This is a genomic window from Psychrobacter sp. FME5, from assembly GCF_014861375.1.
Lineage (GTDB): Bacteria > Pseudomonadota > Gammaproteobacteria > Pseudomonadales > Moraxellaceae > Psychrobacter.
Genome location: NZ_RRYX01000008.1, coordinates 1 through 26,992, shown reverse-complemented (window position 1 = coordinate 26,992; position 26,992 = coordinate 1). Strand labels below are relative to the sequence as shown.

The following is a 26,992-nucleotide window of genomic DNA, read 5'->3' as shown; positions in this document are numbered from 1 at the left end:
ATTTTATGATAGTTCTGTTTTCATACTTCCTAATATTAAGTAAATCATGAGAAAGCAGAGCTATTCACTGAAAAGTCATATATTTATTAGAAAAGTGAATTAAAGATGATAAATTTAGATGATACTAAAGAGTTTAAAAGAAAAGTTATCAATAGTAATGGATTTATAAGCTTAGAAACGGAATTTGAAGAAGGCTTAGAGTATGCATTTTACTTAACTCATTCTAAAGGCACAGAAAAGAAGGGTTATACTAATCAAGCTAGTACTTGCTTTGCTATACCTTTTAAAGAAGGAAGCTTTAAGGCTATATTTTATTATAAGACTGGTAAGAATAAGATAGCGCATAAGGTATACGTAAATATTGATAGTAGTGGTGCGGTAGAGCTATCAGAACTTGTCGTCAGTAATATAGTTGAAAAAAATGGATATAAAATAGACTTATATGATGTAGGAGCTTCAAAAACCTTTATCGTCTTTAATGGAGCTGGAACATTAAAAACTGAAACTCCATTCGCCTTAAACTATCTTAATAAAAACGGATTCAATGTTGTAGCCTGCTTGCAAAATGATAACCAATATCAAGAGTTATCGTTCGAAGATGTTGAGCATTATGTATTACCCGTTGTTCGCGATCATGAAGTGTTTCTATATGGTAGCTCATTAGGTGGTTATTGTGCGATCTACTACGCTGGAGCGGTAAACGGTACGGTTATAGCATCTGCACCTCGGAACTCAGCTCATCCTATCTTAGTAGAAACCTCCGAAACTCAGTCTAAATTTAGCAAAACAGATTTTAAACATCTAGGCTTCGATCAAAATAAAAAAACAGATAAAAATATTTATATTTTTTATGATCCTTATGTCAAAGAAGATAGCTATTTTATAGATCGTTTGATAAAAAAATCTTTTGAAAATTTGAATTTGATTAATTTTGATTATGCTGGGCATGAAGTTCTTTATCATCTAAATCATACAAAGCAGTTAAGTAAGATAATAAAATCTATATCAACAGGCTCCATACCTTATATTGATAAGATAGAAAGTAGTTACACTCATATGGGACGTGCTAGACAAGCTTATGCGTTAAAGGATTATAAAAGAGCTATATCTTTATCAGAAACAGCTCTTGCAGATAAATCATTGAAACCCGTCACGAGAGAAAAGTTTCTGAGATTCAATAAGACAGTATTGGCAGCGCTTCATAAATCATTAATTTGATTTAATATCATTATTCTTTATTTATGTTCTTTGTTTAAGAGGTATCTGATGAAAGTTAAAGTGTATGGAGGCTGTGTCTCTCGAGATATTTTGAATTTTGATGAAGCTGAGACTATGCAGTTGGTAAGCTATAACGCAAGATCCTCTCTAGCGACACTCGGTTCTAACAATGTAGCAAAGACAATTCCAAATAAATATTACGAATCACTATCTAATATAAGCTCAAAGTTTCAGCGTCGTATGGTTGAGTCTGACTTCAATAATGAAATCATAGAATCAGCAGCTGCTGAGGATTACGATGTTTTATTAATTGATTTTCTAGTTGATAGGTTTCATTTGGCTGAAATAAATGGCAAGCTAGTCACGCGCTCAGTTGAGTTTGTACGCTCTGGTATCAAGCCTGATAAACTCATAAACACCTTCTCTGATCAATATATGAAGCTTTGGCGTGAAGGAATAGATAACTTATTTAGTGTCGTTGACCATAAGATAGGCTTGGATGCTATCAAGATCAATAAGGTTTATTGGTCAAACCAAGCTAATACTCCCGAAGATACTATCTTACTAAATGATAAGTGGGAAATAGAAAAGAATAATGAGAAATTAAAAGCTATGTACGATTATGTAGAACAGATCCTACCATCATCAAGCATTATTGAGGTTGATAAGGACTTACTTGTAGCTGATTCAAACCATAAGTGGGGGCTATCTCCCTTTCATTTCACTGATGATTATTATAAAAGAATGTTAGAAAAAATGAGAACCTAAGACTTAGCTTTACCTCTTTTATCTGTATCAAAATAACATCATCAAAAAACTTAAAATATCTCAATAAGTGACGTTACTATGCTTAAGACCAAACACAGAGCCAGTAAAAAACTGAAAATGCCAAGCATTCAGCTCATTGAAAAATTAGAGCTACCATTACAAGAGCCAGTCTGGTATCCAACGGCTGTGAAGTCAGGTCAGAGAATCAGCATCAAAGCGATAGTCGAGTACCTAAACATCAGTCCTGCTAACAAGCGTAAAGCCGTCTTGCTAATCCGAGCTTACAATGAGGCTGGCGAAGAAGTCGACGTGTCTTTAGAGAGTATGTTTAGGTCAGAAGCTTTTGACGCGCACTTTAAATATCTTGCTTCCACACAAGGGGAAGTTGAAGAGCTATACACCTTTATCGTACCTGAAGGGGTAACGACTATTCATTTTGGGTTTAATAGATTTTTATGTTCAGAGAATGAGCAGGTATTAATCAGTGATCTTACGATATATCCAGAAGTAGAGAGTGAGTTACCTAAAAAGCTTGAAACTGCGAACAACCATTTCATTGAAAAATTAGAATTACCATCAGAAGAGCCAGTCTGGTATCCAACGGCTGTGAAGTCAGGTCAGAGAATCAGCATCAAAGCGATAGTCGAGTACCTAAACATCAGTCCTGCTAACAAGCGTAAAGCCGTCTTGCTAATCCGAGCTTACAATGAGGCTGGCGAAGAAGTCGACGTGTCTTTAGAGAGTATGTTTAGGTCAGATGCTTTTGACGCACACTTTAAATATCTTGCTTCGACACAAGGGGAAGTTGAAGAGCTATATACCTTCGTCGTACCTAAAGAAGTAGCGACTATTCACTTTGGGTTTAATAGGTTTTTATGTTCAGAGGAAGAACGAATATTATTATATCAAATTAATATCCATAGTAAAAAAGCTATTCATATTGATAACAGAAATGACGTATCGGAATTAAAAGATGAGCTTTTAGTGTCTTATGAGAAAATATATAAACTTAAAGATAAAATGATTTATGAATTAGAGGAAAACTTAAAAGAAATTGAATCAATATTAGGTTTGAATAAAAACTTGAAAGCTTTATTTAAAAGTAATGATGTTATTACCACACAGTCAAAAGATGAGAATACTAAAGCTTTAAAGAGCACAAAAATAAGTATTCCAAAAAAAGGTAAAGTTGAATTGAAAGACACATTTAAGCAAGGTCTTACACTGCTTGATCCTATCTCTGAGGAGTGTTGGAATGATGCTTTTCAGGGATTTGGAGTTGTTAAAAATAATTATTCTAAGCAAATTGCGACTACGAAATCTGATTTTGCATTTTTTGAAAGTGCTTGGAAAGCAAATAAAAGTGAATGGTTATATGCATTTACCTCTCCAAATCTACAGCATAATAACGCACAAAAGCTTCTAGATGTATTTGGGAAGTTAAGAGAAAAAAAAATACCAGTAATTTTCTGGAATAAAGAAGATCCAATGCATTATGAGATGTTTAAACCAATTGCAAAAGAAGCAGATTATGTATTTACTACTGATTCACAAATAGTTGAAAAATACAGAAAAGAACTAAAAAACGCTAATGTTTGGTCTTTGTCTTTTGCAGCACCCGTAAGCAAGACCAATCCTATAGATAGATTTTCTGGAAGTGTGGAAAATGTATGTTTTGCTGGTACTTATTATGCAAAAAACCATCCAGATAGAAAGAAGCAGATGGATAAACTTCTACCAGCGCTTCTAGATAATGATGGCTTTATATATAATAGAGTTTCTGAAAACAAATCTGATAATTATGCCTATCCTTCTGAATATAATGAAGTAATTAGAGACGGTGTGGGATTTGAGGAAATGATTGAACTATACAAGAAGTTCAAAATATTTTTGAACGTAAATACTATAGTTAGCTCTCCAACTATGATGTCACGTAGAGTATATGAGTTGCTAGCTAGTGGTACTCCTGTAGTATCTACACCATCTAAAGCGATAACAGCCCAGTTCCCAGGTATTGTACTGACGGCTACAAATAAAGATGAAGCAAATATTGCGGTAGGTACCCTATTAGATAACAGCTATTTTTGGCATAAGCAGTCTGTTCTAGGTATTCGAGAAATTATGTTAAAACATACTTATCAAATACGTTGGGAATATATTAAAAACTGTATAGCAGACCAAGAAGTTGATGAAAATAGTTTAAATGACGTATCTATTGTAGCTAGATATACAGGACTAATAGAAATTGAAAGTTTTATCGGGACGCTGTTGAGTCAAAAAAATATTAATATTGATAAGCTTATTATTATAAACGATAGTAAAAAGTTGCATAATGCGTCTGTAGGAAATACTTTAAAGTCTAATGAGAATAACAAATTATCTATTGTAGATAGTTACAACGACGCATTTTATGAAATTAACGAAGCTAATAGCCAATACGTTTACTTTACTGAAGACTCTATTATTAACTTCCAAAATGCCGTATTAGATTTGATTTTAGCTACTAAATATACCAAATCTAAAGCTATTACACGACAAATTCATTATGATTTTGAAGAGCTCAAGGATAAATCCGTGGATAAAGTTAATTTAGACATAGACGATGCTAATTGGTATAGAAGTATTGAGAAGGCTTCTCTGAGAAGTGTGTTAATTGATAGATTATCTCTAGATAATTATAAAGTTAACTCATCTGAATGGGAGATTGAGAATTCGACTGGTAGTAATGATATTTTTGTCATAGACCCCTTTAATGTAGTTTCTGTTAAAAAATTTAAAAATAATAGATTGTTAAACGATAAAATTATAAGCGACTTCATATATAAATATAATAGCTGGTTAGGGGTTTAAACAATGAAAATCATATTATTTGATACTATTTTAGAGAGGCATTTAGCGGAAAGCTTGCAGCGTGCCTTAAGATATCTTGGGCATGAAGTGGATTTTACTGATCTAATTTTACACGGTCATTCAATGATTGAAAAAGAAAAAGATCTAGAGTTCATGTGGAAAAAGGTGAAGGAAGTAGAAGAAAAAGGCTATGATTTACTTATATCTTTTAGACCGATGAATCTGACAACAGAGATGGTATCTTATCTTGGTAGGTCCATGAAGACATCAATATGGCTATCAGACGATCCTGTTCTTTATAAAAACTGTTATAAACATGTAGTGGATGCGTACGATATAGTGCTTCATTGCGGTTATACTGAAGTTCTAAAATTTTATGAAGATAAAGGCCATGTAAAGGGTTTTAATTTCCCTTTTTGGACAGATCACATTAGTTTTCCTATCGTGTTTAATAAGCATGTTCCCGAGATGGATTTGGTGTTTTTAGGTAATATGAATGGACAGGTACGTCAAAAAAGATATCTTGAATTTGGTGCATTGCCTTTTGTAAAGAAAGTGTATGGATTAGTAGATTCTGATCCTTATGGAATTCATGGAGGATTTCTTAAAGAGGCATATCTTCATACTAATTTGGTGAGCGATGTGCTTTCACGTGCTAAAGTGGGTGTGAGTATTCCTCAGTTTTTTAAAGAGTACGAAGGCTTAGATTATAATTTTCCAGAATTAGCTGATCTTGGTTATTTTCAGTTCCCTAGCCGTATTATCCAATATGCAGCAAGTGGTCTACCGATAGCTGCTGTAGGTGATAGCAGGATGCAGGAGGTTTATCCAGCAATTCATGTACAGAAAAGCATTGAAGAGCTTACACCTTATTTAAGTCAAATAGCTAATGATCGAGATTTTGCAATTCAAGAATCTAATAAGATTATCAGTCATTTTCAGAAGTTTTTTTCGGCTTTATCACGTGCAGAGATGCTGATAGATTTATATGATAATCTTAATGAACGGAAATTACTAACCCCTGAGCAGCGAGCTAAGCTATTTCTAGAATATAACGTGGTATATAATCAGGATACATATTAATATTATGAATTATTTAGATTTAGTGGATGAAAAACTCAGTTATGCTCTGAGTAATAATAAAACTCAGGTTAACTTTAAGGGTGAGATGCTGGATTTTCCTTTTTCGGCCTATTTATATTTAAAGAAGGGTTCAGATAAGTTGTTTGTAGTATTGAACGGTGCTGTATCTGAAGATTATAAAGGTAGAGTTTGCTATCATCGCTGGTCATGGAGTGATAAGTTCCCAGGTTCTGTTTTATTTATCACTGATCCTACTCTTCTAAAGCATGCTGATCTATCATTGGCTTGGTATATAGGTAATCTTAATAGTAAAGTTGATAAACATATTGCAAGGTTTGTTGAAAAAGTTGCTGGTTACCTTCAAACAGAAAAAATAGTTCCTTATGGTTCAAGTGGTGGAGGCTTTGCAGCAATCCAGCTAGCCTGTAATATAGATAAATATGCAACTGTAGCTGTAACTATTAACCCTCAAGTTAAACTGTCTGAGCATAGAAGACAACCAGTTGATAAATATCTCGAGAGCTGCTGGCCAGGCTATGATGTATCATTGTTAGATAGTGATTTAAGCTTTGATGCTCTAAGTAACTTTAAAATTAATGTACCTGATATTATCTATATTCAAAATACTGTTGATAAGTTGCATTATGAAAGGCATTTTATTCCTTTTTTAAAGGGAGTGGGTTTTGATATGAACTCTATTGGAAATCCTATTTCTATTCAGACAGGAAGTATTAGAGCTTTAGTATATGATCATGAATCTGGCCATGCAGCTGAACCGAAGGAGCTTTTACCAGAGATATTTCAAACTATTGATCAGCTTTAAAAATGCATTTTTAATTTTTTATTATTTAACTACTTCTGTATATAAGAGAGACTATAGCCGATACGCTTCAAAAGTGTTATAGCGCTACTGGGATGAATTTTGCGCAGCCTCTGTCGGCGTAGGCACAGCACGCAAGTAAAATTCATCCCAGTAGCGTATTTAAACTTATATAACATTTTTATTTTCAGCTGACTATATTTAAATAAAGGTCTCTCTCATTACTATATAAGTAAATATTTCTTAAACTTTTTTAGAGTATTTATTGCTCAAAGTAAGATTAAAGCCATATTATTTTAATGATTCTATTTTTTAAGGTTGTGCATGTAGTTGATGAAGTAATCATATACGTCTTGAATATAGTGAAATGGTGAAGGTCCCCATCTGTGATTAGCATCGCCAATCAAAATACTACTGGGATAATTAACAAAATTATTTTCGGGAATGCCTTCTTCCTTTGCTATTTGATATAAATTAGAAACCATTTTATTACAACGCTTTACGTTCTCCACCGTTGAGATATCATCTCCGCTATTGAGTTTATTAGTCCAATAGACATTATTAATGATTATTTTATCCACTCCTATTTCGTCAATAATTTTCTTAAGCCCACAGCGCCAAAAATGATGAAATTCTTTATTATCACAAGGTGTTTTTAGAGCAGATTTATAGTCAAATAATTGAGCTTTTCTAAGTTCATCTGAGTTAGTTACATAACTTGACTGGTTATAATAAATTAAACCAAATCTTTCATCGACACAATCTATTACTAAATAATCGAACTCAGCGTCAAGGATACTTTCAATTAGATTGTTAGAAAATTCATTTTTTAGTAGTTTTCTTTGAAAGGCAGAAGAGACTTTTTGTTCAAATAACTTATCAGATATTTCTAAAGGAACTTCTGGGTAAATTAACCTTGCTAACGAGTAGCGAGCATAGTAGTTCACGTTTTCGAAGTCTTTCTTAGTGTCTGGAGTAAATGCATCTCTAGTCACACAGGATCCTGCGATAAATACTTTCATTGTTATATATCCTTAATTAGTTGCTCTGCTAAGAGTATAGTTTATAATTGTACCGCTGCCCATAAGTCATAAGGTTCTGGCTCATACTTTACGAAATTAAATATTTATAATGTGATTTTAATGAGAATTCTTAATTTAAGCTTGAATACTAGCGTACAGTTAATAGTAGCATTGATTAGTGATGACTTAACTTCTCAATCCCTAAGTATGATGAATTCTGTAAAATTGTTTGAAAAGCGATTGCAGTTTCAGCTTCGGCGTAGAGAGAAGCCTGATATTATCTTAGTTGAATCCGCATGGCGCGGTCACAAAGACAAATGGCGCTATAAGATAGCCAACTATCCTGGTTACCCTGAGCGTAATAACATTGAGTTGCGCAAACTCTTAGAGTTGGCTGATAAATATAATATCCCAGCCGTATTTTGGAACAAAGAAGACGGTGCTCACTTTAACCGCTTTATCAACTCTGCCAGCTTATTCAAATATATTCTGACCGTTGATGAAAACTGTGTTAAACGTTATCAAACTATTTTAGGTGATAGTGTAAAAGTAGGGGTGCTACCCTTTGCGGTGCAACCCAAGTTTCATCATCCTACCTCACTACCTCCTCGTTATAATGAAAGTCTATTTGTTGGTAGCTATAGCCACCATATTCACAATGCACGCCAGCAATGGCAAGATATGGCCTTTACTGCGACTTCCCCTTATGGGCTGACCATCGTTGATCGTAACTCTGACCGTAAATCTGACGTTTATCGTTATCCCAATCTATCTAATATGACTATCAAATCTGCTGTACCTTATGATAGGACAGGAGAGCTATTTAGACAGTATTCGCACTGCCTAAACGTCAATACTGTGACCGACTCTCCCAGTATGTTCTCCCGCCGTCTCATTGAGATTATGGCCTGTGGTCGGCTAGCAGTGACCAATCCTAGCTTGGCAGTCAGTACACGCTTTGAAGGTATGTGTGAAGTCATCGATAGTAAAGAGCAAGCGGATGAATTATTTGCGCAATTATCTAAAGGCTATACTAAGCAGCAAAAAGAAATGATGCGCTATGCTAGTGACCATGTGCTGCAAAATTATAACTATGATCAATGGATTAAGCGCATTGTAGAGTTTATTGAGCTATAAATATTTAGATTATGCTTAGTTGATTCTAATTCGTTTATTTCACAAAACCACACATTTTAATATAGTAGTCTTCTTATGAAAAAAATCACTCACGCCGTTATCCCCGTCGCAGGCTTTGGCACACGTATGTTGCCATTATCTAAATCCGTGCCAAAAGAGCTATTGCCGCTTGGTAATCGTCCTGCCATTCATTATGTGGTTGAAGAGGCAATTGCTGCTGGTATCAAGCATATCGTCTTGGTCGGTCACGCGCAAAAAAGTGCCATTGAGAACTACTTCGACATCAATGCAGAGCTGGATAACCAGTTGCGTCATAAAGGCAAAGACCAGCTGGCGGATAGTCTCAACTGGCTACCAGACGATGTGACGGTTTCTATGATACGTCAAGGTCAGCCATTAGGTTTGGGCCATGCAGTACTCGCTGCGCGCCCGATTATTGGTGAGCATGATTTTGCCGTATTATTGCCCGACGTGGTGCTTGATCCTTTTACGGGCGATATGACTGCTGATAACTTAGCCTTTATGCTATCAGAGTTTGCTAAAGACCAACATTCACAGATACTCGTCGAGCAAGTCGCTGATGAGGATGTGCATAAATACGGTATTGCCCAATTGAATGAAGCGTTTAGTGATACCAGTGATGTTGATGAAGCTGATCTGAATGCTAGCTTTAAAGTCGCTGGTTTTGTAGAGAAGCCAAGCTTAGCAGACGCACCATCACGTTTAGCGGTAGTAGGGCGTTATGTGTTTAGTAATAAAATATTTGATTATTTAGCCAATACTAAAGCTTCAGTTGGTGGCGAGATTCAACTGACAGATGCAATTGACGCACTCATTAGTGAATACGGGGTCAATGTGACCACCATGCGCGGCGATAGTTATGATGCTGGGGATATGCGCTCTTATATGCAGGCGTTTATTTATTTCGCTCAGCAGCAATTAGCAAACAAAGAGTAGTTGATGAACGGTATAGAAGACAATAAAGCGTATAGCAGCGCTCGCAGCTCTAAACACTGGCAGCAGTTACAGATACTTGCTGAGCAGCCATGGTCACTTGCCAATTTATTTGCACACGATGATGATCGTGCTAAGCATTTTAGTACGCAAGCTGGTGCGCTATATATGGACTATAGCAAGCAGTGTATTGATGAGAGAGTGTTATCTAGCCTGCTAAGTCTGGCTGATAGCTGTGATTTAACAGCGCGAATCAAGAGTTTGATGCAAGGAGCGATGGTTAATGCCAGTGAGGAGCGCGCCGCTTTGCATACAGCACTGCGCTTGCCAGAGACGGCAGAGTTGAAAATTAGCGACCAAAATGTGGTTAAGGATGTGCATCACAGTTTGGCGCAGGTTGCCAGATTATCTGATCGGGTGCGTAATGGCACCTGGCGCGGCTTTTCAGGACAAGCGATTACCGATGTGGTGAATATCGGTGTTGGTGGCTCAGACCTTGGGCCGCTAATGGCGACGACCGCGCTCGATGAGTGGGCAGATACAGATATTGAGGTGCATTTCGTTTCTAACATGGATGGTACCCAGCTCGATAACTTGCTCAAGCATTTAAACCCTGAAACTACCTTATTTATTATCTCATCCAAATCCTTTGGTACTGTTGATACGCTGTCGAATGCTAAAACGGCATTGTCATGGTTGCTTGCCACTGCCAAGCTGCGCGCTGGCACCGAAGGCAGTGTATTACGTCGCCACTTTATCGGGATATCTGCCAATAGCAAAAAAATGAGCGCTTGGGGTATTCATCCCGAGCATCAATTACAGCTTTGGGAGTGGGTTGGCGGGCGTTTTTCTTTGTGGTCAGCGATTGGGTTGGCTATTGCGATTCGCATTGGTATGGCTGGGTTTAAACAATTATTGGCCGGTGCTCATCGTATGGATGAGCATTTTGCCCAGGCGGATTTTGCAGAAAACCTACCCGTATTGTTAGGCTTGCTGGCGGTATGGAACAGTACCTTTTTGAAAGTGAATGCGCATACCGTATTACCTTATGATGGGCGTTTAAGTTATTTGCCGAGCTACTTAACCCAGCTTGAAATGGAGAGTAACGGCAAGTCGGTCACGCAGCATGGCGGGCATATTGATTATGATACTTGTCCGATTTTATGGGGTGAAATTGGCTCCAATGCTCAACACGCTTTTTATCAGCTACTACATCAAGGAACGCAGCAGGTTTCTTGCGACTTTATCGCTTGTGTGCGCCGTTATAGTGGCGAGCTACAAAATGCGTCATTGCAGCAGCAGCATGAATTATCGTTAGCTAATTGTCTGGCACAAAGTCGAGTATTGGCGTTGGGGAATGACGCAATCGTTGAAATTGATGGGCAAGTTGCTTGCGACGCTGATAAATATAAATACTATCGAGGCAATCAGCCGTCTACAACCTTGTTGATCGACGAGCTGACCCCGCACAGCTTAGGCGAACTGATTGCACTCTATGAACATAAAGTTTATGTCATGGCCAGTATCTGGGATATCAACCCGTTTGATCAATGGGGCGTTGAGATGGGTAAGCAGATGGCAGAGTCAGTTCATGGTGCCATGCAGCACGACAGTAACGAACATTTTGATGCCTCTACCAATCAGCTATTACAGCATATTCAACAGCTGTCTTTTTAGCCCTCTACTAGAGCGTGTCCTCAATTCAAGCGATTGTATCTAAATGGGCTAAAAATGGCTAAGTTTTGCCAAACATCGTCAAATAGCTGATTAATATCCCGATATTATTTGCGCTATTTTCCTCGTTTGACTGCAATTTATCTCATTTTTATAACCATTTTTAAAATAAAGCCACGCCCTAAATAATAAAAGGTAAGCTCATGAGCGCTGATACGTTACATAACCATAACTATGAACCTCAATCACAAGATGTCAAAAACAATGAGGTTTGTGTCCTTATAGGTCATAGCATTGAGGCGATTACCAGTGCCGTGGTGCTGGCAAGTCTCGGTCATTACGTTCATCTGTATGCAGACGAAGAGGTACTGTCACAGCAACTACAGCAATATGGTTTTGAGCATCATTTGCAGGCGTTATGGCAGATGTATGGGCAGCAAAAACAGATTATCAGTCATGCATTGCCTGAAAGTGCTGATGCGCTTATACAGCGTTATGAAGCGATGAGTCCTATTGATGAAAAAAAGACAGTGTCGCTGTATTGGCTGTTTTTAGACAGTATCAAGCCAGTATGGGTAGAAGATAACTGGATTACCGCTTTTAACCACAGCCACCAGCAGAACCTGCCGCTGATTATGAGTGGTATCGAACAATTAGGTGCGGTTTCAGCCTTATCGAAGCGTTTGCAGCGCGCTTGGGTATATTATGTGCCGTTTGTGTTCTTACAAGACGGTGATGCTTATAGCTCGATGTTGAATCCGTCGTTATGGTTATTAGGTGAAAAAACCTCAGACAGCAGCCAGCATTTAGAGCTGTTAAAGCCTTTAATGCAACATGCCCGCGCGGCTCATCATGCAGATATTGCGACGATAGAATTTGCCCGCAGCAGCATTATGGCGATGCTGGCAACGCGTGTCAGCTTTATGAATGAGATGTCACGTTTGGCGGACAGCCAACAGGTGGATATCCAGCAAGTAAGTCATATTATGGGACTTGATAAAAGGGTTGGTAGCAGTTACTTGCAAGCTGGTTGGGGCTTTGGTGGTAATACCTTGCCGACTGAGCTTATTGAGCTACAACAGGCAAGCCAAAAACATAGCTTAGATATGCCATTGTTGCAGTCGGTCATGCATATCAACGAAGACCAAAAAGAGTTGATATTCCGTAAGTTTTGGCAGTATTTTGATGGTTTTATCGATAATAAAACAGTGATGATTTGGGGCGGCAGTTATAAAGCGGGCTCAGGGCGTACGGCAGATTCGGCCATTCATCCATTATTAGCCTTGCTATGGTCTTATAATATTCGCACTTTGGTTTACAGTGATAAAGCGCAGTCTGAGCTTGCCGCACTTTATGGACAGCAGCCATTACTGCACTTGATTACTAGTCCTTATCAACAGCTTAATGAAGCGCAAGCAATTTTTATCATCAGTTGGTCGGCAGACGATCAGCTGGATGTGGCACAATTAAGTCAGCAAGCGATGCCTATATTTGACGCACAAAACGCCTTAACACGCTCGCAAATTGATAGTCTGCTGGGAGATTACATGGGCATTGGTCGCGCAAAATAAGGCTTTTTATCAAGTGCAAAACTAGCGCAGCAGACAACAGGCACTAGGGCGTGTCCTCATTTTGAAAATGGTGATAAGAATGAGATAAATTGTCGCCAAACAAGGAAAATAGTGCTGATAATATCAGGATATTGGCTAGCTATTTGACACAGTTTGGCAAGATTTAGCCGTTTTTAGCCCATTTAGTTGCTTTCGTTCAGATTGAGGACATGCCCTAAACTAAATCTATAAAAAAGCGCCCATTAATCTAAAAGTTAACCGGCGCTTTTTTTATAAAACTATCTGTTTTTTAACAATCATAAGTGCTTATGCAGGTACAGCACCTTGAGCAGCCAGCCATTGCTGAATGTCTTGGGTTTTGTCTGCTAATAATTGCTCATCGCCGCGACTTTCAATATTTAATCTAATCAGCGGTTCGGTATTCGAAGCGCGTAAGTTAAAGCGCCACTCCCCAAAGTTCAGGCTTAAGCCATCAAGAGTCGATTTAGTGGGATTTTCCGTACTGAACTTTTCTTCAATCGCGCTAATAATTGTTGGCGCATCATGGGTAGTGAGATGAAAATTTAGCTCACCTGAGCTGGGATACGCTTTGATATAACCGCTAACCAGTTCCGACAAGGTTTTACCAGTAATAGACAACAGCTCAATGGTTAATAACCACGGAATCATACCGCTATCGCAATAAAAGAAATCGCGAAAATAGTGATGCGCAGACATCTCGCCGCCATAAACCGCGCCAGAATCACGCATCACTTGTTTAATAAAAGAGTGACCAGATTTGCTAATGACCGCCTTGCCGTTATGTTCTTTGATAACAGCTTCGGTGTTATAAATCACCCGTGGATCATAAACGATCGACTCATTAGCATACTTATTCAAAAATGCTTGCGCCAGCATACCAACGACATAACTACCATCAATAAATTCGCCATGTTCATCGAATAAAAAACAACGGTCAAAATCACCATCAAAGGCAATACCAATATCGGCTTTGTTTTCTAAAACCGCTTGCTGGGTGGCGGTTCTATTGGCCAAAATCATTGGGTTAGGAATACCGTTTGGGAAGCTACCATCAGGGCTATGATGGAGTTTAATCACCTCAATGGGCGCGCCAGCTTGCACCAGTTTATCGATTAATAAATCAACCACGGGCCCCGCACTGCCATTACCTGAATTGATAACCAGCTTAAGGGGTTTTAACTTATCAGTATCGATGAAAGCCATCACATGGTCGATATAGGAACTCTTATCAGTCAATAGCTGCAACTTTCCAGAAGGCTTATCAGTGATAAACTGCCCTGATTCTGCCAGCGCTTGAATCTCTGCTAAACCATCATCGGCGCTAATCGGTTTTGAGTATTCTTTTACCAGTTTTAAGCCGTTATAATTGATAGGGTTATGGCTAGCGGTCACTTCAATACCGCCCAACGCTTGATAATGGCTAGTGGCGAAATAGACCTCTTCGGTTCCAGCCATACCCAAGTCGATCACATCGACCCCCGCATCTAGAATACCTTTGATACTGGCTTGTTTTAACTGCTCACTTGAATGACGAACATCGCTACCGATAACGACAGCTGGATTTAAGTTTTTTAGCTCAGTGGTGGCATCAACTGCCATATAACGCTGGAATAAAATCTGTGCAAAGGCGCGTCCAATACGGTAAGCGATGTTTTCGTCGAGATTGACCCCAAGCTCGCCGCGGATATCATAGGCCTTAAATGAATCGATGATAATAGGATTAAATTCAGTGGCTGGTTGATAGTCAGTAGTTGCAGAAGTGGACATAATGATAAAAATCCTTACGCATAATAAGTAGTGATAAAATAAAGTATGAAAGTAGATGGCGCAATTATAAGGCTGTTTATATTAAATGATACACTAGTCGTAACATCAAACGATATGATAAATCAAACAATAAGAGTACCCCTTATGACTACTTTAGACAATGAAGTTTCAGCGCCTGTACCAGTACAAGGAACACCTGTGGTTAGCGGTGAGTTAGACGATTTATTGGCGTTAATGGCACGGCTGCGTAGTGATTGCCCGTGGGATAAAAAACAAAGCAATCATAGCTTAATCCCATACGCCATCGAAGAAGCCTATGAATTAGGGGAAGCGGTACAAAGCGATGATGACGAAGATATCAAAGGCGAGCTTGGCGATGTGCTATTGCAAGTGGTCTTTCATTGCCAAATGTACGCTGAACAAGGGCGTTTCGATATCAGTGACGTTATTACCACTTTACAAGAAAAACTGATTCGCCGTCATCCGCATGTGTTTGAGGCAGAAACCCTAAAAGATGATGCCGCTGTTAAACTACGCTGGGATGAAATCAAAGGGGAAGAGCGGCAAGCTCGCGAAGTGCGTGGCAAGCCACAGCGTCGTTTGGACAATATCAAAGCGGGTAGCGCACTGATGCAAGCACAAGAGTTACAAAAGCAGGCGTCAAAACTGGGTTTTGATTGGGAAGGCGTAGCAGGAGCTTTTGAGAAGTTAGAAGAAGAAATCGATGAATTAAAGGTGGAGCTGACCGATAAATCCAAAGCGGAGGTTAAAGCTAATATTAGCGATATTGAGAAGGAGTTAGGCGATTGTATGTTTGCCTTAGTCAATGTCGCACGTAAGCTTAATCTGGATGCGGAAACCGCAACTCTGACTTGTGTGCATAAGTTTAAATCGCGTTTTGGCTATATTGAAGAACAGCTAGCCGCTGCTGGCAAGTATTTAGAGGATAGTGATATAACCGAAATGGATGCGTTATGGGAAGCGGCGAAACAGCATGAACGCTCATCATAAAGCCGCTTTTGCCAGCTTAACCACGTTAACCAGCTTAATAAAGAAGGCTACTCTTGGCCTAGCTTGTTGTCTAGGATTGACTATTACGACCTTCAATTATGCTAGCGCGGCGCCTTGTTTTGATAGTCCGCAAATGGCGTATGAGTATCTATTGGCGCAAGAAACGGCGCAGAATCAAGCGTATACGCAAGCAAGTGTTAATATCAATCGGGCGACGGAAGCGCAACTGGTCTCGCTACATGGTATTGGCAGCAGCAAGGCGCAGGCGATTATCTTGTATCGTGAGATGTTTGGTGGTTTTAAAACGGTTGATGAATTAACTAAGGTAAAAGGCATCGGTACAAAAACCGTTGAGAAAAATCGCCAGCGTTTAAGCGTGCAAGACTAATAAGCGTATTTTGCATTAATTAATCCCAATATTGACAAAATAGCACGTAAGTAACGGTCATTACACACCCAGCAAGCGTAAAATTTGTTAAACTAGCAGATACATCCGCCTGATAAACGCTGTGTTCGTCAGAGGTGGTTAAAGAATACCGGCGAGGAGTAGATGCATGGCCGAGCGTGCCGCCAAGCAGTTAGAACTGAATAAATCTGAATTACCCAATTCCATTACTGAAGTGATTGCCACATTAACCCGAGCTGGGTTTGATGCCTATATCGTCGGTGGTGGCGTGCGCGATACCTTGTTGGGTCTGCGCCCAAAAGACTTTGATGCCGTTACTGATGCCAAGCCGCATGAGATAAAAGACGTCTTTGGTAAGCGCTGCCGTATTATCGGTCGGCGCTTCCAATTGGCGCATGTCTACTCAGGGCGTGAGCTCATTGAAGTTGCTACCTTTCGTGGTCCACCAACCAGCAGTGGCACCACCAATCAAGACGGCATGATCCTACGTGACAATGTTTGGGGTGATATCAAACAAGACTTCTCTCGTCGTGATTTCTCTATCAATGCGCTTTATTATCAGCCATTAAAAGGCGTGGTTCATGATTTTTGCGGTGCGCTTGAAGACATCGATAATAAAATCATTCGCCTATTGGGCCATGCGCCGGTACGTATCGAAGAAGATCCGGTACGATTATTGCGTGCCTTACGTTTCAAAGCCAAATTAGGCTTTGAGTTTGATGAAGAGTTGTCTCAGCAGTTTCATGATGGTAACTGGGCGCTACTCGAGCAAATATCACCGCATCGTCTCTATGATGAGACACAAAAGATGTTCACGGGCGGTTATTTGGTGCCACTATTGCCACTATTGTTTGAGTCGGGCGCGATTGATAGCTTAATTATCTACCCGCCGTCTGAGCCAAGTGCACTGGTCACTCAAGTGGCTATCAATACCGACAAACGTATTGCGGCTGGCAAAAGTATCAACCCTGCGTTCTTTTACGCTGCATTGCTGTGGGAAAATTATCTGCATCAATTGGCAAAAGCCAAAAAACGTAACATGCCATTTGCTGAAGCGCAAATGCATGCTGCTAGTAAAGTTATCGACCGTCAGCGTATCAAGACCGCAATTCCAAAATTTGCCGAGCAGTTTATCCGTGATATTTGGATATTGCAGCCAAAATTGGCCGCCCCGCGTAGTAAGCAAATCGTTCAGCTTTCTGAGCACCCACGTTTCCGTGCAGGTTTTGACTTTTTATTATTGCGTGAGCAATGCGGTGATGCCGAGCATCCGCTATCAGAGTCGACCAATGGCATGGGCGACTGGTGGCAGACCTACCAAACCTTATCTGAGCAAGATCAAGAGCAAGCCATCGATGAGTTTGATGAAAATATTCGTCGCGGTGCCTATAAAAAAGGACAACAAGCGCAACGTGGTCGTGGACGTAATCGCCAAAAGCCAGAGACAAGCACGGCGGATGATTCAACTTCTCATCAAAATACTGCTAAGCAAAATAAAGCCAATGATAATGTTGAGAAGGGTACGAATAGCCAAACTATGGTAAATGATTCGTCAAATATTCCATCACGCCGTCGCCGAGCGGCGAGTCAGTCGGCCCCTGCTCAGCAGTCTGGTAGCAATAAAAATCAGGGTAGTGCCAATAACAATAGTGCTAATAAGGATAATGAGTCGCAGCAAGCAACACAAGACAGCCATGAGCTTGCACAGTTACAGCAATTATCGCTTGCCAATAACAGTCACCAAGCGGCAAATAAGCGCCATCACTCTAAGCCTGCGCCATTGTTTGTCATCGAACACGAAAAAGTCGTGCCGCCCTTCCAAAAGCAATTGACAGATGATGAAAGCCCTAAGCACAGTAAAGAGTCTGTGCAGAAAAAACCAGCCCCTAAGCATACCTCGACTGAAGACATACAGCCAAAATCTGACAAGAAAACTGAGCAATCAAGTCGTGTGCAGTCGTCTAAAGCTAAGCCGTCTAGTGCTAAACAAACTGAGGCTAAACCTTCATCTTCGACAGCAACTTCTACTCGTTCTATAGCAAGATCACCTGCGTTAGTCAGTATGAATAACGAGCCGGTTCCGTATAAGCGTCGCCGTCGTCAGCCTACTGTAGCTAGCACGAATAATGCAGATAGCGTAGAGGCACAAGTAGAGATACAAGAAGCTAAGCGCGCATCTAAACCTGCTGCTAAGTATGCAAAAAAAGCCCCCAAATCTAGTGCACAGTCTACTGATAAAACGGATACTAAAGCTAATAAATCAGCTAAAGTAACGGACGCTAAGCCGAATAAAACTAGTCAAGCGGCTAAAAAACAGCCTGCTGCACGCAAAGTAAATGACACTACAAGTAAGCATATAAGCGACAATAAAGGCCCTGTACCATCGAAGCGTCGCCGCCGTCAGCCCAGTACCGATAATGTTTAATATCGATAACAATGCGGACAACGTTAATTGGATAACCTGCTATGTGGGTTTGGGTAGCAATCTAGCGAATGAGCTTGGTTCACCTGTTGAGCATTTGCAGCAAGCAATTGCAACTATGCGCGAACACGAGGACATACGTGAGGTTACTGTGTCTTCATTTTATGCCTCGGCGCCTATGGGACCACAAGATCAGCCAGACTTTGTCAATGCAGTCGCTGGTTTTGAGACGACATTGCCGCCTTCGGAGTTGCTCGCCTTTTGCCAGCAGTTAGAAAAACAGGCTATGCGGGCACGTTTACGACATTGGGGTGAGCGTAGCCTCGATGTCGATATTTTATTATACGGTGAAGTGCAGATTACTGAGCCGCAACTAACCATTCCGCATGCAGGATTGGCTAAGCGTAATTTTGTCTTGGTACCGCTGCGCGAGCTTGCTCCAACAGTAGTGATTGCCGATAAACCAATAGAGGAATATCCACAAAGCGCAGACTGGTCAGGCTTAACCTTATTATCGAATGATTGATGAAGTTTTTAACCAGCAGTAGAATGATGGGTGAAGACAGATAAAAAGTATTGCAGATTCATTGAGGGACATATGACGACATTATCTACTTTAAAACAATTCAAAAAAGACGGTACCAAATTTACTTGCTTGACGTGCTACGACGCGATGTTCGCACGCATGATGGAAAAAGCGCAAATTGATACTATTTTGATTGGAGATAGTTTGGGTATGGTGGTACAAGGCCATGACTCAACATTGCCAGTGACCGTTGATGATATGGCTTATCATACTGCCAATATCGCCCGTAGTAATAAGCAGGCGCTCATTCTAGCGGACTTGCCATTTATGAGCTATGTGACGCTGCCAGAAGCGGTGACGAATAGCCGCAAGTTGATGCAGGCTGGTGCCCATGTGATCAAGATTGAAGGCGGTAGCGAGCTTGGTGATTTGGTCACAACGTTAGCGCAATCGGGCACGCCAACTTGTGTGCATTTAGGCTTGACCCCGCAATCGGTCAATGTGTTTGGCGGTTATAAAATCCAAGGTCGCGGCGATGCTGCTGCTGACAAGCTACTTACTGATGCCAAAGCCGTCGTCGCTGCTGGTGCGGCGCTGTTAGTACTAGAGTGCGTACCTGCTGAACTTGCTAAAGCGATAACCGAGGCTGTTGCAGTGCCAGTCATCGGTATTGGTGCTGGCGCAGATACCGACGGTCAGGTTTTGGTGATGCATGACATGCTAGGTATGGCTCACGGCCGTGTCCCACGTTTTGTACATGACTTTTTGACCGATGAGCGTAACCAGGCACATAGTGTCGAAGGCGCCTTTGCACTCTATCAGCAGTCAGTACGCGAAGGTAGCTTCCCAAGCGAACAACATCAATTTAGCTAGTTAATCAGTTTCTTTCATTGCATGTAGCTCACCCCGTTCCGTCGATATATTTTACGATTATCAGTAGAAGAAATGTCAATAATGCCAATTATTCATCACCATATCTCAGCACTGCGCGACGTATTAAAGCCTTATCGTGGTCAACAACGTATCGCGTTAGTGCCAACGATGGGCAACCTGCATGATGGTCATCTTGAACTGGTCAAAATTGCCAAACAGCATGCGGATGTGGTGGTAGTGAGCATCTTTGTCAATCCTACTCAGTTTGGCGAGGGAGAGGATTTTGACAGTTATCCTCGTACGCTGGATGAGGATGTGGCTAAACTAGCGACGGTTGGCGCAGACCATGTGTTTGTGCCCAGTATTGATGAGATGTACCCCGTACTACCGCCGCCGACATTGGTTCTTGCTGGTGCGATTACTACTCAGTTATGTGGTCAATCGCGACCTGGTCACTTTGATGGTGTTGGTATTGTCGTCTCTAAGCTATTTAATATTGTACAACCAGATGTGGCAATATTTGGCCAAAAAGATTATCAGCAATTAGCGATTATCAAGCAATTGGTACGTGACTTAAGTTATCCCATTGAAATTATTGGCGCGCCCATCGTTCGTGCTGCTGATGGGTTAGCGCTGTCATCGCGCAATCAGTATTTGACAGTAGCTGAACGACAAGTCGCGCCAGTATTGCATCAAGTCTTACAAGATTTAGCCCAGCAGTTAGCGCAGAAACTAAAAGAAGAAAACCTTACTGAGTTAGTATTTCAGTCACTAGTAACGCACGCTCGTCAGCGTATTGTTGATGTTGGATTTGAGATGGATTATTTAGAGGTTAAGACCACTGACCTGCAGCCTATTAGTTTTGACGGCCCTCGTTTAGCAGATAAAACACAAGCGTTAATCGTTTTAATAGCGGCAAAACTGGGCAAAGCGCGATTATTAGATAATCAATTGGTCATTGTTAAATAGCATAATCAGTTTCGAATAAATAGCGTACTATAGATATAAAGACCGTTTAAGATTTTAGTCGTTTAGGGTATGGCAAGCCTATCAATCAATCGGGTAATGGATCAAGGTAATAGTATGGTAGTAGATAGTGACACTGTAAATCCTCAGACGCCATCACCGAGCGATGACAAGCTGAGCGTGCTCATTGTCTCCGGACGTTCAGGCTCGGGTAAGACTTCTGTACTCAATACTTTAGAGGACTTAGGTTACTACTCCATTGATAATTTGCCCTTATCGCTAGTCCCGGAAGCGGCGCATAAGTTGATCCACGAGAGTAGTATCAAACGCGTGGCGTTGGGCGTTGATATTCGCTCACCGCGCGCCGACCTCTCCAACTTTGCTGCGATTCAAAAAGAGTTGCATCAGGTCTATGGCGAATTAAAGGTGCAGGTCATTTATGTCACTGCGCAAGAGGAAATCTTAGTCGCGCGCTTCAACGCTACGCGTCGTGTCCATCCGTTAATGGCGCAAGATGCTGATGGTATTGAAAACACCAAATATAATTTACCAGCGGCGATAAAGAGAGAAATTGAATTATTAGAGCCGATAGCCCGTTGCGCTGACGTTACTATCGATACTAGCAAGCTCAATATTCATCAGCTAAAAGAACGCCTACGCGATCAAGTCGGGGCAGATAATAAGATTGTGATTAACCTGTTATCTTTTGGCTTCAAGTATGGCAGCCCTATTGACGCCGATTTTGTCTTTGACGTTAGAATTTTACCCAATCCGCATTGGAATGCCGCTTTGCGCAGCGCCACAGGATTAGATAGCGAAGTCGAGGCATTTTTTGCAGATTATCCTGAAGTGAGCGAGATGAGTGATGATATCGCCAAGTTTTTGACGCGGTGGTTGCCAGACTTTTTGCATAATAATCGCCATACCGTAACCGTTGCTATCGGCTGTACAGGTGGTAAGCATCGTTCGGTTTTTATCACTGAAAAGTTACAACGTCATCTCACTGAACATTTGCCAGAAGCCTTGACGGTTGTGGCTAAACACCGCGAAAAAGGCCGTTGGTAATCGTTAAGTCATTATTACCTTGACGTCATTATTATTATCATCGTTATCGCCCAAATAGTGTCTATTTTATTACCCTTATTCTCAGAGAGCTTTTATGATTGATTGGTCAGAACAGGATATGCGCGTTTCGCGCACAGAGCTCAAAAAAGCCCATGAGCGCTTACAGCAGTTGTCGATACCGCTTGCCAGCTTATCGAAAAAACAGCTAAAGTCTTTGCCAGCCAGCGATTACTTTATGGCAGAACTGATGGCACTGGCTGATATCACCAGCGCCAATGCCCGTAATCGACAGACCAAGCGCGTCGGTAAACTCATCAGCGAAGAGAATCGCCACGAGTTGGTAAAAGCATTGTTCGATGCATTTTTTCCCAAAGAGCAAGTCTCTAAAATAGAAAGCTGGTATGAGCGTTTAAATATCAATGACGAAGGCACGCTGAAACAGTTCGTCAAGCAATACAAAGCCTCTGAACACAATAGTATGTATCAATTATTGCTCTGGATTGAGTATGCTAAGCATATGAACGATGATGAGCTGATGGCAGAATCAAAAGAAGATTTGGCAAGCTATATTCGTGAAGTGGCTATTTTGTCGCAGTTAAAAAAACAGTGAGAAAAAATACACAGTTAAGTGAGCTTGGTTCAGTCGATGGACATTTGGTTCAGTTGATAGATATATAGATAGTTAAAATACTTTAAAAACGCTACGGTACCTGTAGTACGTGATTTATCGATTTTACGTTTCACTGACTATAGATAGGTATAAAGTGCTAAAAGTAGAATACTAAGCTGCAAAAAAGCCAATCATTTATGGATTGGCTTTTTTATGTGTCCAGCTTATGTATTTTATTTTTTTGAGTTTGGTATTATTTTTTCTCAGTACGGACCTTATCCACCAAGTAATCAACAACTTTAGGCACAGTGGCGCTTTCGCCAGTCACCACGTATTTGCCCTGTACCACTACTGCGGGCACACCAGAGAGCTGATAGCGTTTAGCACCCGCTTGTGAGCGGCCAATTTTTGTGCCGACGGCGAATGAGTTATAAAGGCTATTAAATTTCTTCTCATTAACCCCTTTTGACGCATACCATTTACTTAATGATGATTGGTCAAAGATTTTTTTGCCGTCTTTGTGAATCGCTTCAAATAGCGCGTCATGGGTTTTGTTTTCAAATCCGAGCAACTGCGCGGCATAAAAACCACGGGCACTGGCTTCCCAAACAGGGTTTAGCGCTGCTGGGGTTTTGAAAAATGCCACATCTTTGCTTTTACTTTTTGCCCATTTTTCCATATGCGGATTGAGGGTGTAGCAATGTGGGCAGCCATACCAGAAAAACTCACGAACAATGATAGCATCACCGCTGATCTTTTCTGGATTGTCCAGCACGCGGTAATCTTTTCCAGCGACATAATCGGCAGCTTGTGCGCCCATAGAGGCAAACCCAATAGCCATGGCCAGACCAGTCAGTGTGATGACACGTTTCATACTTTATCCTTGAGGTATCGAATTTCAGAGGTGTTCTTATAAGTTTTAGAATGACTAAACGACCATACGCCGCTTACATCGACCTATCATACAATAACGACTATAATAACGTAAAGCACACGTAGTTGTGAACCCGATTCTTAAAGAACCATGGTAAAGCGGTGAGTTATTAGTAAAGGGAGCTTACGTATCCTTTCGCTTGTCATATTTGAGCTTATGATCGTTAAAGTTTAAGAGGTTAACAACGATCGGCTATTGGCAAACCAGTTCACAATCGGTGACGATGTACTCACGACAAAACCGCTGCTATCATGCTAACATTAAAAGCATAATCGTACCCTGTATACGACAAAAACTATAATGACAATAAAGGAAAAATGCGATGAGCTCAACTTTATCTTCTCCACCTTCTGAGAATGAACAACTCAGCAGTAATCTCGATAATACTAAGTCTGCCAATATCAATGTGGATCCCAGCGAAGTTGAAAAGTTCAATAAACTGGCGAGTGAATGGTGGAGTACGACGGGCGCATTTGCGACTTTGCATGAAATCAATCCGCTACGTTTAAATTGGATAGAAGAAAACGTCAAGCGTGGCTATCAGAGCGATGATGGTAATGATGCGCACAAAACAGCTGAGACAGGACTGGCTGGCAAGAAGGTGATCGATGTCGGTTGCGGTGGCGGTATATTATCGGAGTCTATGGCACGTCGCGGTGCTGATGTGACTGGGGTTGACTTGGGCACTGAAAATCTAAAAGCTGCTGCGCTGCATGCCGAACAAAGCGGCTTGAATGATACCTTGCGCTATCAGCACATTCCAGTGGAAGAGCTAGCAAAAACCCATGCCGGTCAATTTGATGTGGTGACCTGCATGGAGATGCTGGAGCATGTCCCTGACCCAAGCTCGATTGTGCAAGCTTGTTTTGAGCTATTAGCGCCAGGCGGGGTATGTGTGCTATCGACGATTAACCGCAACCCCAAATCCTACTTATTTGCTATCGTTGGGGCGGAGTATGTATTACGCTTGCTTGATCGTGGCACCCACGACTACGCCAAGTTCATTACTCCAGCCGAACTAGACAAAATGGCAGCCGATGCTGGGTTTACGCGTCAAGACATTATTGGGTTGCATTATAACCCTATCACCAAACGCTATTGGCTGGCACAAAACGTCGATGTCAACTATATGACGGCAGTCCACAAGCCAATGGGCTAAAACTCAAACCGTACGCGGTTATATTTATACTATTGTCACTCACCTCAATCTTAAGAGCATTCATTATGAGTCAGTTTGTAAAAGCAGTTTTATTTGACCTTGATGGGACACTAATCGATACTGCTGCCGACTTTGTCCGTATTATTGGTAATATGAGCCGCGAAAATAATTGGCAAGCACCGCCTGAAGCAGAAATTCGCGAGCAAGTCTCTGCCGGTGCATCAGCAATGGTGCAATTGATGCTACGACACAACGATCAAATGGAGGTCAGCGAAGAAGGCTTGCTTGATTTTCGTCAGCAGTTTTTGGATGACTACGAAGCCGAGATTTGTGTCGACAGCTGTGTATTTAGCGAGCTTGAAGAAGTCCTAAGCGCGCTTGAGGAAAAAAACGTGCCATGGGGCATTGTGACCAATAAACCACGCTATCTAGCAGAACAATTATTAGAAAAGATGCAACTAGATGAGCGCTGTGCCGTTTTGGTTTGCCCTGATGATGTGTCGCGCCCCAAACCTGATCCAGAGCCAATGTATATGGCCCTAGAGAAGCTAGAAATACCTCGCGGTGCAGCTGAAAGCGTGATTTATGTCGGCGACCATATCCGTGATATCGAAGCTGGCAACGCGGCTGGTATGCCAACGATTTTGGCAGCATATGGCTATATTCCACCGGAAGATCAGAAAAATCTCAAGAAATGGGGTGCGGATTATATTACCGATACACCCAAGCAATTGAGTAAACTGCTGCTAAAGTCTGGTAAATTTGATTATTTATAAATCTAATTTTTGACCAATTTTTATTTTAACGTAGCAAGATACCTATTTAGCCTCTCAATTATTAAACGATAAGTAGTGAGCGATACCATGAGTGAAAATTCTAAACAACAACCCGCGCAACACTCGACACAAGCTTTAAGTCACGAGGATATACGCAGTTTTGTGCCAGCCGATAATTGCCTAGATGGTAAGACTATTTTGGTGACAGGCGCTGGTGATGGTATTGGCCGCATTGCAGCATTGACCTACGCGCGTTATGGCGCTACGGTTCTGCTATTAGGGCGTACCAGCAGCAAGCTTGAGTATGTCTACGATGAGATTGAGAGCTTTGGTGGCAAGCAACCAGCCATGCTACCGATGAACTTAGAAGGCGCAACCTATGCCGAAATGCAGCAGCTAGAGGGACTAATTAATAAGGAAGTCGGTCAGCTGGATGGTATTTTGCATAATGCAGGGATGCTCGGGCAACTGACCCCACTTGAGATGTACGATGTTGATACTTTTTCCCAAGTGATGAAAGTCAACTTTACTGCGACTTTTATGCTCACCCAAGCACTACTACCTTTGCTTAAAGACGCTGACAATGGTTCTATTGTCTTTACTTCTAGCACCGTCGGTACCCATCCTCGCGCATTTTGGGGTGCCTATGCGCTTTCTAAGCAGGCGGTTGAAGGTATGAGCGATATCTTCACCCAAGAGACACAAAATACCACCAATTTGCGTTTTAACTGTATCAATCCTGGTGGTACGCGTACTAATATGCGCGCCCATGCTTTTCCAGGTGAAAACCCAATGTCTCTTAAAACCCCAGAGGATATCATGGGAGGTTATGTTTGTTTAATGAGTGATGAAAGTATAGGGGTGCGCGGGCAAGTGGTGGCGTTACAACCCAAGGACTAGTTGTCAATTTATAACTACTGCCACATTGAAAATAGTGGGATATAACCCCATCTATTTGTTATTAAAGACTTTTATAGGGTCTAATTATAGTTAATAATAAATAGGATAAAGTTATGGCAGGTGGCTGGTCAAGAGATGGGGCGGAGCATGAGCAAATGGATGCGACCGTTAATGATGCGCTAGAACGCGCACGACGTGCGTTGCCGACAGGCGTTAGCGCAGAGTTTTGTGATGAATGCGGCGAGCCGATACCAGAAGCACGGCGGGTCGCTGTGCCAGGGGTTCAACATTGTATCGGCTGTCAAAATGAGCTGGAGCAAGAAGCGAAGGCCGCTGAGCTGTTTAATCGTCGCGGTAGTAAAGACAGCCAATTACGTTAACTTCAAATATTGTGCTTTATCAACTATAGTTAAAATACTTTAAAAACGCTACGATACTGCGGGTATAGTTTTTTTGCAG

The 26,992-nt window shown here is 41.1% G+C and carries 24 protein-coding genes; 21 read left to right on the top strand and 3 right to left on the bottom strand.

Annotation, left to right across the window (positions count from 1 at the left end; all coding sequences use genetic code 11):
• The first annotated feature begins 105 nt into the window (after positions 1–105).
• From EI161_RS02515 to EI161_RS02495, 5 genes are all read left to right on the top strand, one after another.
• Positions 106–1,218 carry a hypothetical protein gene (locus tag EI161_RS02515; RefSeq protein WP_192528910.1) on the top strand — a complete coding sequence of 371 codons (1,113 nt, stop codon included), beginning with the start codon at positions 106–108 and terminating at the stop codon, positions 1,216–1,218.
• Between the two features lie 48 nt (positions 1,219–1,266).
• Entirely contained in the window at positions 1,267–1,986 is a 720-nt protein-coding gene (locus EI161_RS02510) for a DUF6270 domain-containing protein (RefSeq protein WP_192528909.1), read from the top strand.
• Between the two features lie 78 nt (positions 1,987–2,064).
• The gene (locus tag EI161_RS02505; RefSeq protein WP_192528908.1) at positions 2,065–4,836 is read left to right on the top strand and encodes a glycosyltransferase; all 2,772 of its coding nucleotides are present in this window, start codon (positions 2,065–2,067) and stop codon (positions 4,834–4,836) included.
• A gap of 3 nt (positions 4,837–4,839) precedes the next feature.
• Positions 4,840–5,919, top strand: a complete 1,080-nt coding sequence (locus EI161_RS02500) for a hypothetical protein (RefSeq protein WP_192528907.1) — start codon at positions 4,840–4,842, stop codon at positions 5,917–5,919.
• Between the two features lie 4 nt (positions 5,920–5,923).
• Positions 5,924–6,742, top strand: a complete 819-nt coding sequence (locus EI161_RS02495) for a hypothetical protein (protein WP_192528906.1) — start codon at positions 5,924–5,926, stop codon at positions 6,740–6,742.
• Positions 6,743–7,044: 302 nt separating this feature from the next.
• Here the strand turns inward: EI161_RS02495 and EI161_RS02490 are convergent, their stop codons facing one another.
• Positions 7,045–7,761, bottom strand: coding sequence for a DUF6270 domain-containing protein (locus EI161_RS02490; protein ID WP_192528905.1), 717 nt, complete (start codon positions 7,759–7,761; stop codon positions 7,045–7,047).
• Positions 7,762–7,881: 120 nt separating this feature from the next.
• On the opposite strand from EI161_RS02490, the gene EI161_RS02485 reads away from it, so the two are divergent.
• From EI161_RS02485 to EI161_RS02470, 4 genes are all read left to right on the top strand, one after another.
• Positions 7,882–8,898, top strand: coding sequence for a glycosyltransferase (locus EI161_RS02485; RefSeq protein WP_192528904.1), 1,017 nt, complete (start codon positions 7,882–7,884; stop codon positions 8,896–8,898).
• A 75-nt stretch (positions 8,899–8,973) separates the two neighbouring features.
• Entirely contained in the window at positions 8,974–9,855 is an 882-nt protein-coding gene (locus tag EI161_RS02480; protein ID WP_192528903.1) for a UTP--glucose-1-phosphate uridylyltransferase, read from the top strand.
• Positions 9,856–9,858: 3 nt separating this feature from the next.
• Complete coding sequence (pgi, locus tag EI161_RS02475) at positions 9,859–11,529, top strand: glucose-6-phosphate isomerase (RefSeq protein WP_192528902.1); 1,671 nt, start codon at positions 9,859–9,861, stop codon at positions 11,527–11,529.
• Between the two features lie 200 nt (positions 11,530–11,729).
• Positions 11,730–13,097 (top strand): UDP-glucose/GDP-mannose dehydrogenase family protein, encoded by a 1,368-nt coding sequence (locus tag EI161_RS02470; RefSeq protein WP_192528901.1) that lies wholly within the window; start codon positions 11,730–11,732, stop codon positions 13,095–13,097.
• A gap of 306 nt (positions 13,098–13,403) precedes the next feature.
• Here the strand turns inward: EI161_RS02470 and EI161_RS02465 are convergent, their stop codons facing one another.
• The gene (locus EI161_RS02465; RefSeq protein WP_225735191.1) at positions 13,404–14,885 is read right to left on the bottom strand and encodes a phosphomannomutase CpsG; all 1,482 of its coding nucleotides are present in this window, start codon (positions 14,883–14,885) and stop codon (positions 13,404–13,406) included.
• 144 nt (positions 14,886–15,029) lie between these two features.
• Between EI161_RS02465 and mazG the strand changes: the two genes are divergently transcribed.
• The 8 genes from mazG (at position 15,030) to yjgA (ending at position 22,764) form a co-directional block, all read left to right on the top strand.
• Entirely contained in the window at positions 15,030–15,896 is an 867-nt protein-coding gene (gene mazG / locus EI161_RS02460; RefSeq protein ID WP_192528900.1) for a nucleoside triphosphate pyrophosphohydrolase, read from the top strand.
• A complete protein-coding gene (locus tag EI161_RS02455; protein WP_192528899.1) occupies positions 15,880–16,284 on the top strand; it encodes a ComEA family DNA-binding protein in 405 nt (134 codons plus the stop codon). Before mazG ends, EI161_RS02455 begins: the two co-directional genes overlap by 17 nt.
• A gap of 166 nt (positions 16,285–16,450) precedes the next feature.
• Positions 16,451–18,727, top strand: a complete 2,277-nt coding sequence (pcnB, locus tag EI161_RS02450) for a polynucleotide adenylyltransferase PcnB (RefSeq protein ID WP_192522727.1) — start codon at positions 16,451–16,453, stop codon at positions 18,725–18,727.
• A complete protein-coding gene (gene folK, locus EI161_RS02445) occupies positions 18,720–19,250 on the top strand; it encodes a 2-amino-4-hydroxy-6-hydroxymethyldihydropteridine diphosphokinase (protein ID WP_192522726.1) in 531 nt (176 codons plus the stop codon). Before pcnB ends, folK begins: the two co-directional genes overlap by 8 nt.
• 72 nt (positions 19,251–19,322) lie before the next feature.
• Positions 19,323–20,123: a 3-methyl-2-oxobutanoate hydroxymethyltransferase gene (panB, locus tag EI161_RS02440; RefSeq protein ID WP_192522725.1), complete on the top strand. Its 801-nt coding sequence runs from the start codon at positions 19,323–19,325 to the stop codon at positions 20,121–20,123.
• A gap of 81 nt (positions 20,124–20,204) precedes the next feature.
• A complete protein-coding gene (panC, locus tag EI161_RS02435; RefSeq protein WP_192522745.1) occupies positions 20,205–21,092 on the top strand; it encodes a pantoate--beta-alanine ligase in 888 nt (295 codons plus the stop codon).
• A 114-nt stretch (positions 21,093–21,206) separates the two neighbouring features.
• Positions 21,207–22,154 carry an RNase adapter RapZ gene (gene rapZ, locus EI161_RS02430; RefSeq protein ID WP_192522744.1) on the top strand — a complete coding sequence of 316 codons (948 nt, stop codon included), beginning with the start codon at positions 21,207–21,209 and terminating at the stop codon, positions 22,152–22,154.
• Between the two features lie 94 nt (positions 22,155–22,248).
• Positions 22,249–22,764: a ribosome biogenesis factor YjgA gene (gene yjgA / locus EI161_RS02425; protein ID WP_192522724.1), complete on the top strand. Its 516-nt coding sequence runs from the start codon at positions 22,249–22,251 to the stop codon at positions 22,762–22,764.
• A gap of 253 nt (positions 22,765–23,017) precedes the next feature.
• Here the strand turns inward: yjgA and EI161_RS02420 are convergent, their stop codons facing one another.
• Positions 23,018–23,638 carry a thiol:disulfide interchange protein DsbA/DsbL gene (locus EI161_RS02420; protein WP_192522723.1) on the bottom strand — a complete coding sequence of 207 codons (621 nt, stop codon included), beginning with the start codon at positions 23,636–23,638 and terminating at the stop codon, positions 23,018–23,020.
• Between the two features lie 382 nt (positions 23,639–24,020).
• Between EI161_RS02420 and ubiG the strand changes: the two genes are divergently transcribed.
• The 4 genes from ubiG to EI161_RS02400 all read left to right on the top strand — a co-directional run bounded on the left by ubiG (position 24,021) and on the right by EI161_RS02400 (position 26,913).
• A complete protein-coding gene (gene ubiG / locus EI161_RS02415; protein ID WP_192528898.1) occupies positions 24,021–24,857 on the top strand; it encodes a bifunctional 2-polyprenyl-6-hydroxyphenol methylase/3-demethylubiquinol 3-O-methyltransferase UbiG in 837 nt (278 codons plus the stop codon).
• A gap of 65 nt (positions 24,858–24,922) precedes the next feature.
• Positions 24,923–25,633: an HAD family hydrolase gene (locus EI161_RS02410; protein ID WP_192528897.1), complete on the top strand. Its 711-nt coding sequence runs from the start codon at positions 24,923–24,925 to the stop codon at positions 25,631–25,633.
• Between the two features lie 87 nt (positions 25,634–25,720).
• A complete protein-coding gene (locus EI161_RS02405) occupies positions 25,721–26,533 on the top strand; it encodes a YciK family oxidoreductase (protein ID WP_192528896.1) in 813 nt (270 codons plus the stop codon).
• A gap of 113 nt (positions 26,534–26,646) precedes the next feature.
• Positions 26,647–26,913 carry a DksA/TraR family C4-type zinc finger protein gene (locus tag EI161_RS02400; protein ID WP_192522719.1) on the top strand — a complete coding sequence of 89 codons (267 nt, stop codon included), beginning with the start codon at positions 26,647–26,649 and terminating at the stop codon, positions 26,911–26,913.
• Positions 26,914–26,992 lie beyond the last annotated feature (79 nt).

Coding starts and splice junctions, on each gene's coding strand:
- EI161_RS02500 (WP_192528907.1), top strand. CDS start 4,840: ATGAAAATCATATTATTTGATACTATTTTAGAGAGGCATTTAGCGGAA.
- EI161_RS02400 (WP_192522719.1), top strand. CDS start 26,647: ATGGCAGGTGGCTGGTCAAGAGATGGGGCGGAGCATGAGCAAATGGAT.
- EI161_RS02505 (WP_192528908.1), top strand. CDS start 2,065: ATGCTTAAGACCAAACACAGAGCCAGTAAAAAACTGAAAATGCCAAGC.
- EI161_RS02490 (WP_192528905.1), bottom strand. CDS start 7,761: ATGAAAGTATTTATCGCAGGATCCTGTGTGACTAGAGATGCATTTACT.
- EI161_RS02480 (WP_192528903.1), top strand. CDS start 8,974: ATGAAAAAAATCACTCACGCCGTTATCCCCGTCGCAGGCTTTGGCACA.
- yjgA (WP_192522724.1), top strand. CDS start 22,249: ATGATTGATTGGTCAGAACAGGATATGCGCGTTTCGCGCACAGAGCTC.
- EI161_RS02410 (WP_192528897.1), top strand. CDS start 24,923: ATGAGTCAGTTTGTAAAAGCAGTTTTATTTGACCTTGATGGGACACTA.
- EI161_RS02495 (WP_192528906.1), top strand. CDS start 5,924: ATGAATTATTTAGATTTAGTGGATGAAAAACTCAGTTATGCTCTGAGT.
- panB (WP_192522725.1), top strand. CDS start 19,323: ATGACGACATTATCTACTTTAAAACAATTCAAAAAAGACGGTACCAAA.
- EI161_RS02515 (WP_192528910.1), top strand. CDS start 106: ATGATAAATTTAGATGATACTAAAGAGTTTAAAAGAAAAGTTATCAAT.
- EI161_RS02405 (WP_192528896.1), top strand. CDS start 25,721: ATGAGTGAAAATTCTAAACAACAACCCGCGCAACACTCGACACAAGCT.
- EI161_RS02465 (WP_225735191.1), bottom strand. CDS start 14,885: ATGTCCACTTCTGCAACTACTGACTATCAACCAGCCACTGAATTTAAT.
- EI161_RS02455 (WP_192528899.1), top strand. CDS start 15,880: ATGAACGCTCATCATAAAGCCGCTTTTGCCAGCTTAACCACGTTAACC.
- panC (WP_192522745.1), top strand. CDS start 20,205: ATGCCAATTATTCATCACCATATCTCAGCACTGCGCGACGTATTAAAG.
- EI161_RS02485 (WP_192528904.1), top strand. CDS start 7,882: ATGAGAATTCTTAATTTAAGCTTGAATACTAGCGTACAGTTAATAGTA.
- pgi (WP_192528902.1), top strand. CDS start 9,859: ATGAACGGTATAGAAGACAATAAAGCGTATAGCAGCGCTCGCAGCTCT.
- mazG (WP_192528900.1), top strand. CDS start 15,030: ATGACTACTTTAGACAATGAAGTTTCAGCGCCTGTACCAGTACAAGGA.
- EI161_RS02510 (WP_192528909.1), top strand. CDS start 1,267: ATGAAAGTTAAAGTGTATGGAGGCTGTGTCTCTCGAGATATTTTGAAT.
- folK (WP_192522726.1), top strand. CDS start 18,720: ATGTTTAATATCGATAACAATGCGGACAACGTTAATTGGATAACCTGC.
- ubiG (WP_192528898.1), top strand. CDS start 24,021: ATGAGCTCAACTTTATCTTCTCCACCTTCTGAGAATGAACAACTCAGC.
- rapZ (WP_192522744.1), top strand. CDS start 21,207: ATGGTAGTAGATAGTGACACTGTAAATCCTCAGACGCCATCACCGAGC.
- pcnB (WP_192522727.1), top strand. CDS start 16,451: ATGGCCGAGCGTGCCGCCAAGCAGTTAGAACTGAATAAATCTGAATTA.
- EI161_RS02420 (WP_192522723.1), bottom strand. CDS start 23,638: ATGAAACGTGTCATCACACTGACTGGTCTGGCCATGGCTATTGGGTTT.
- EI161_RS02470 (WP_192528901.1), top strand. CDS start 11,730: ATGAGCGCTGATACGTTACATAACCATAACTATGAACCTCAATCACAA.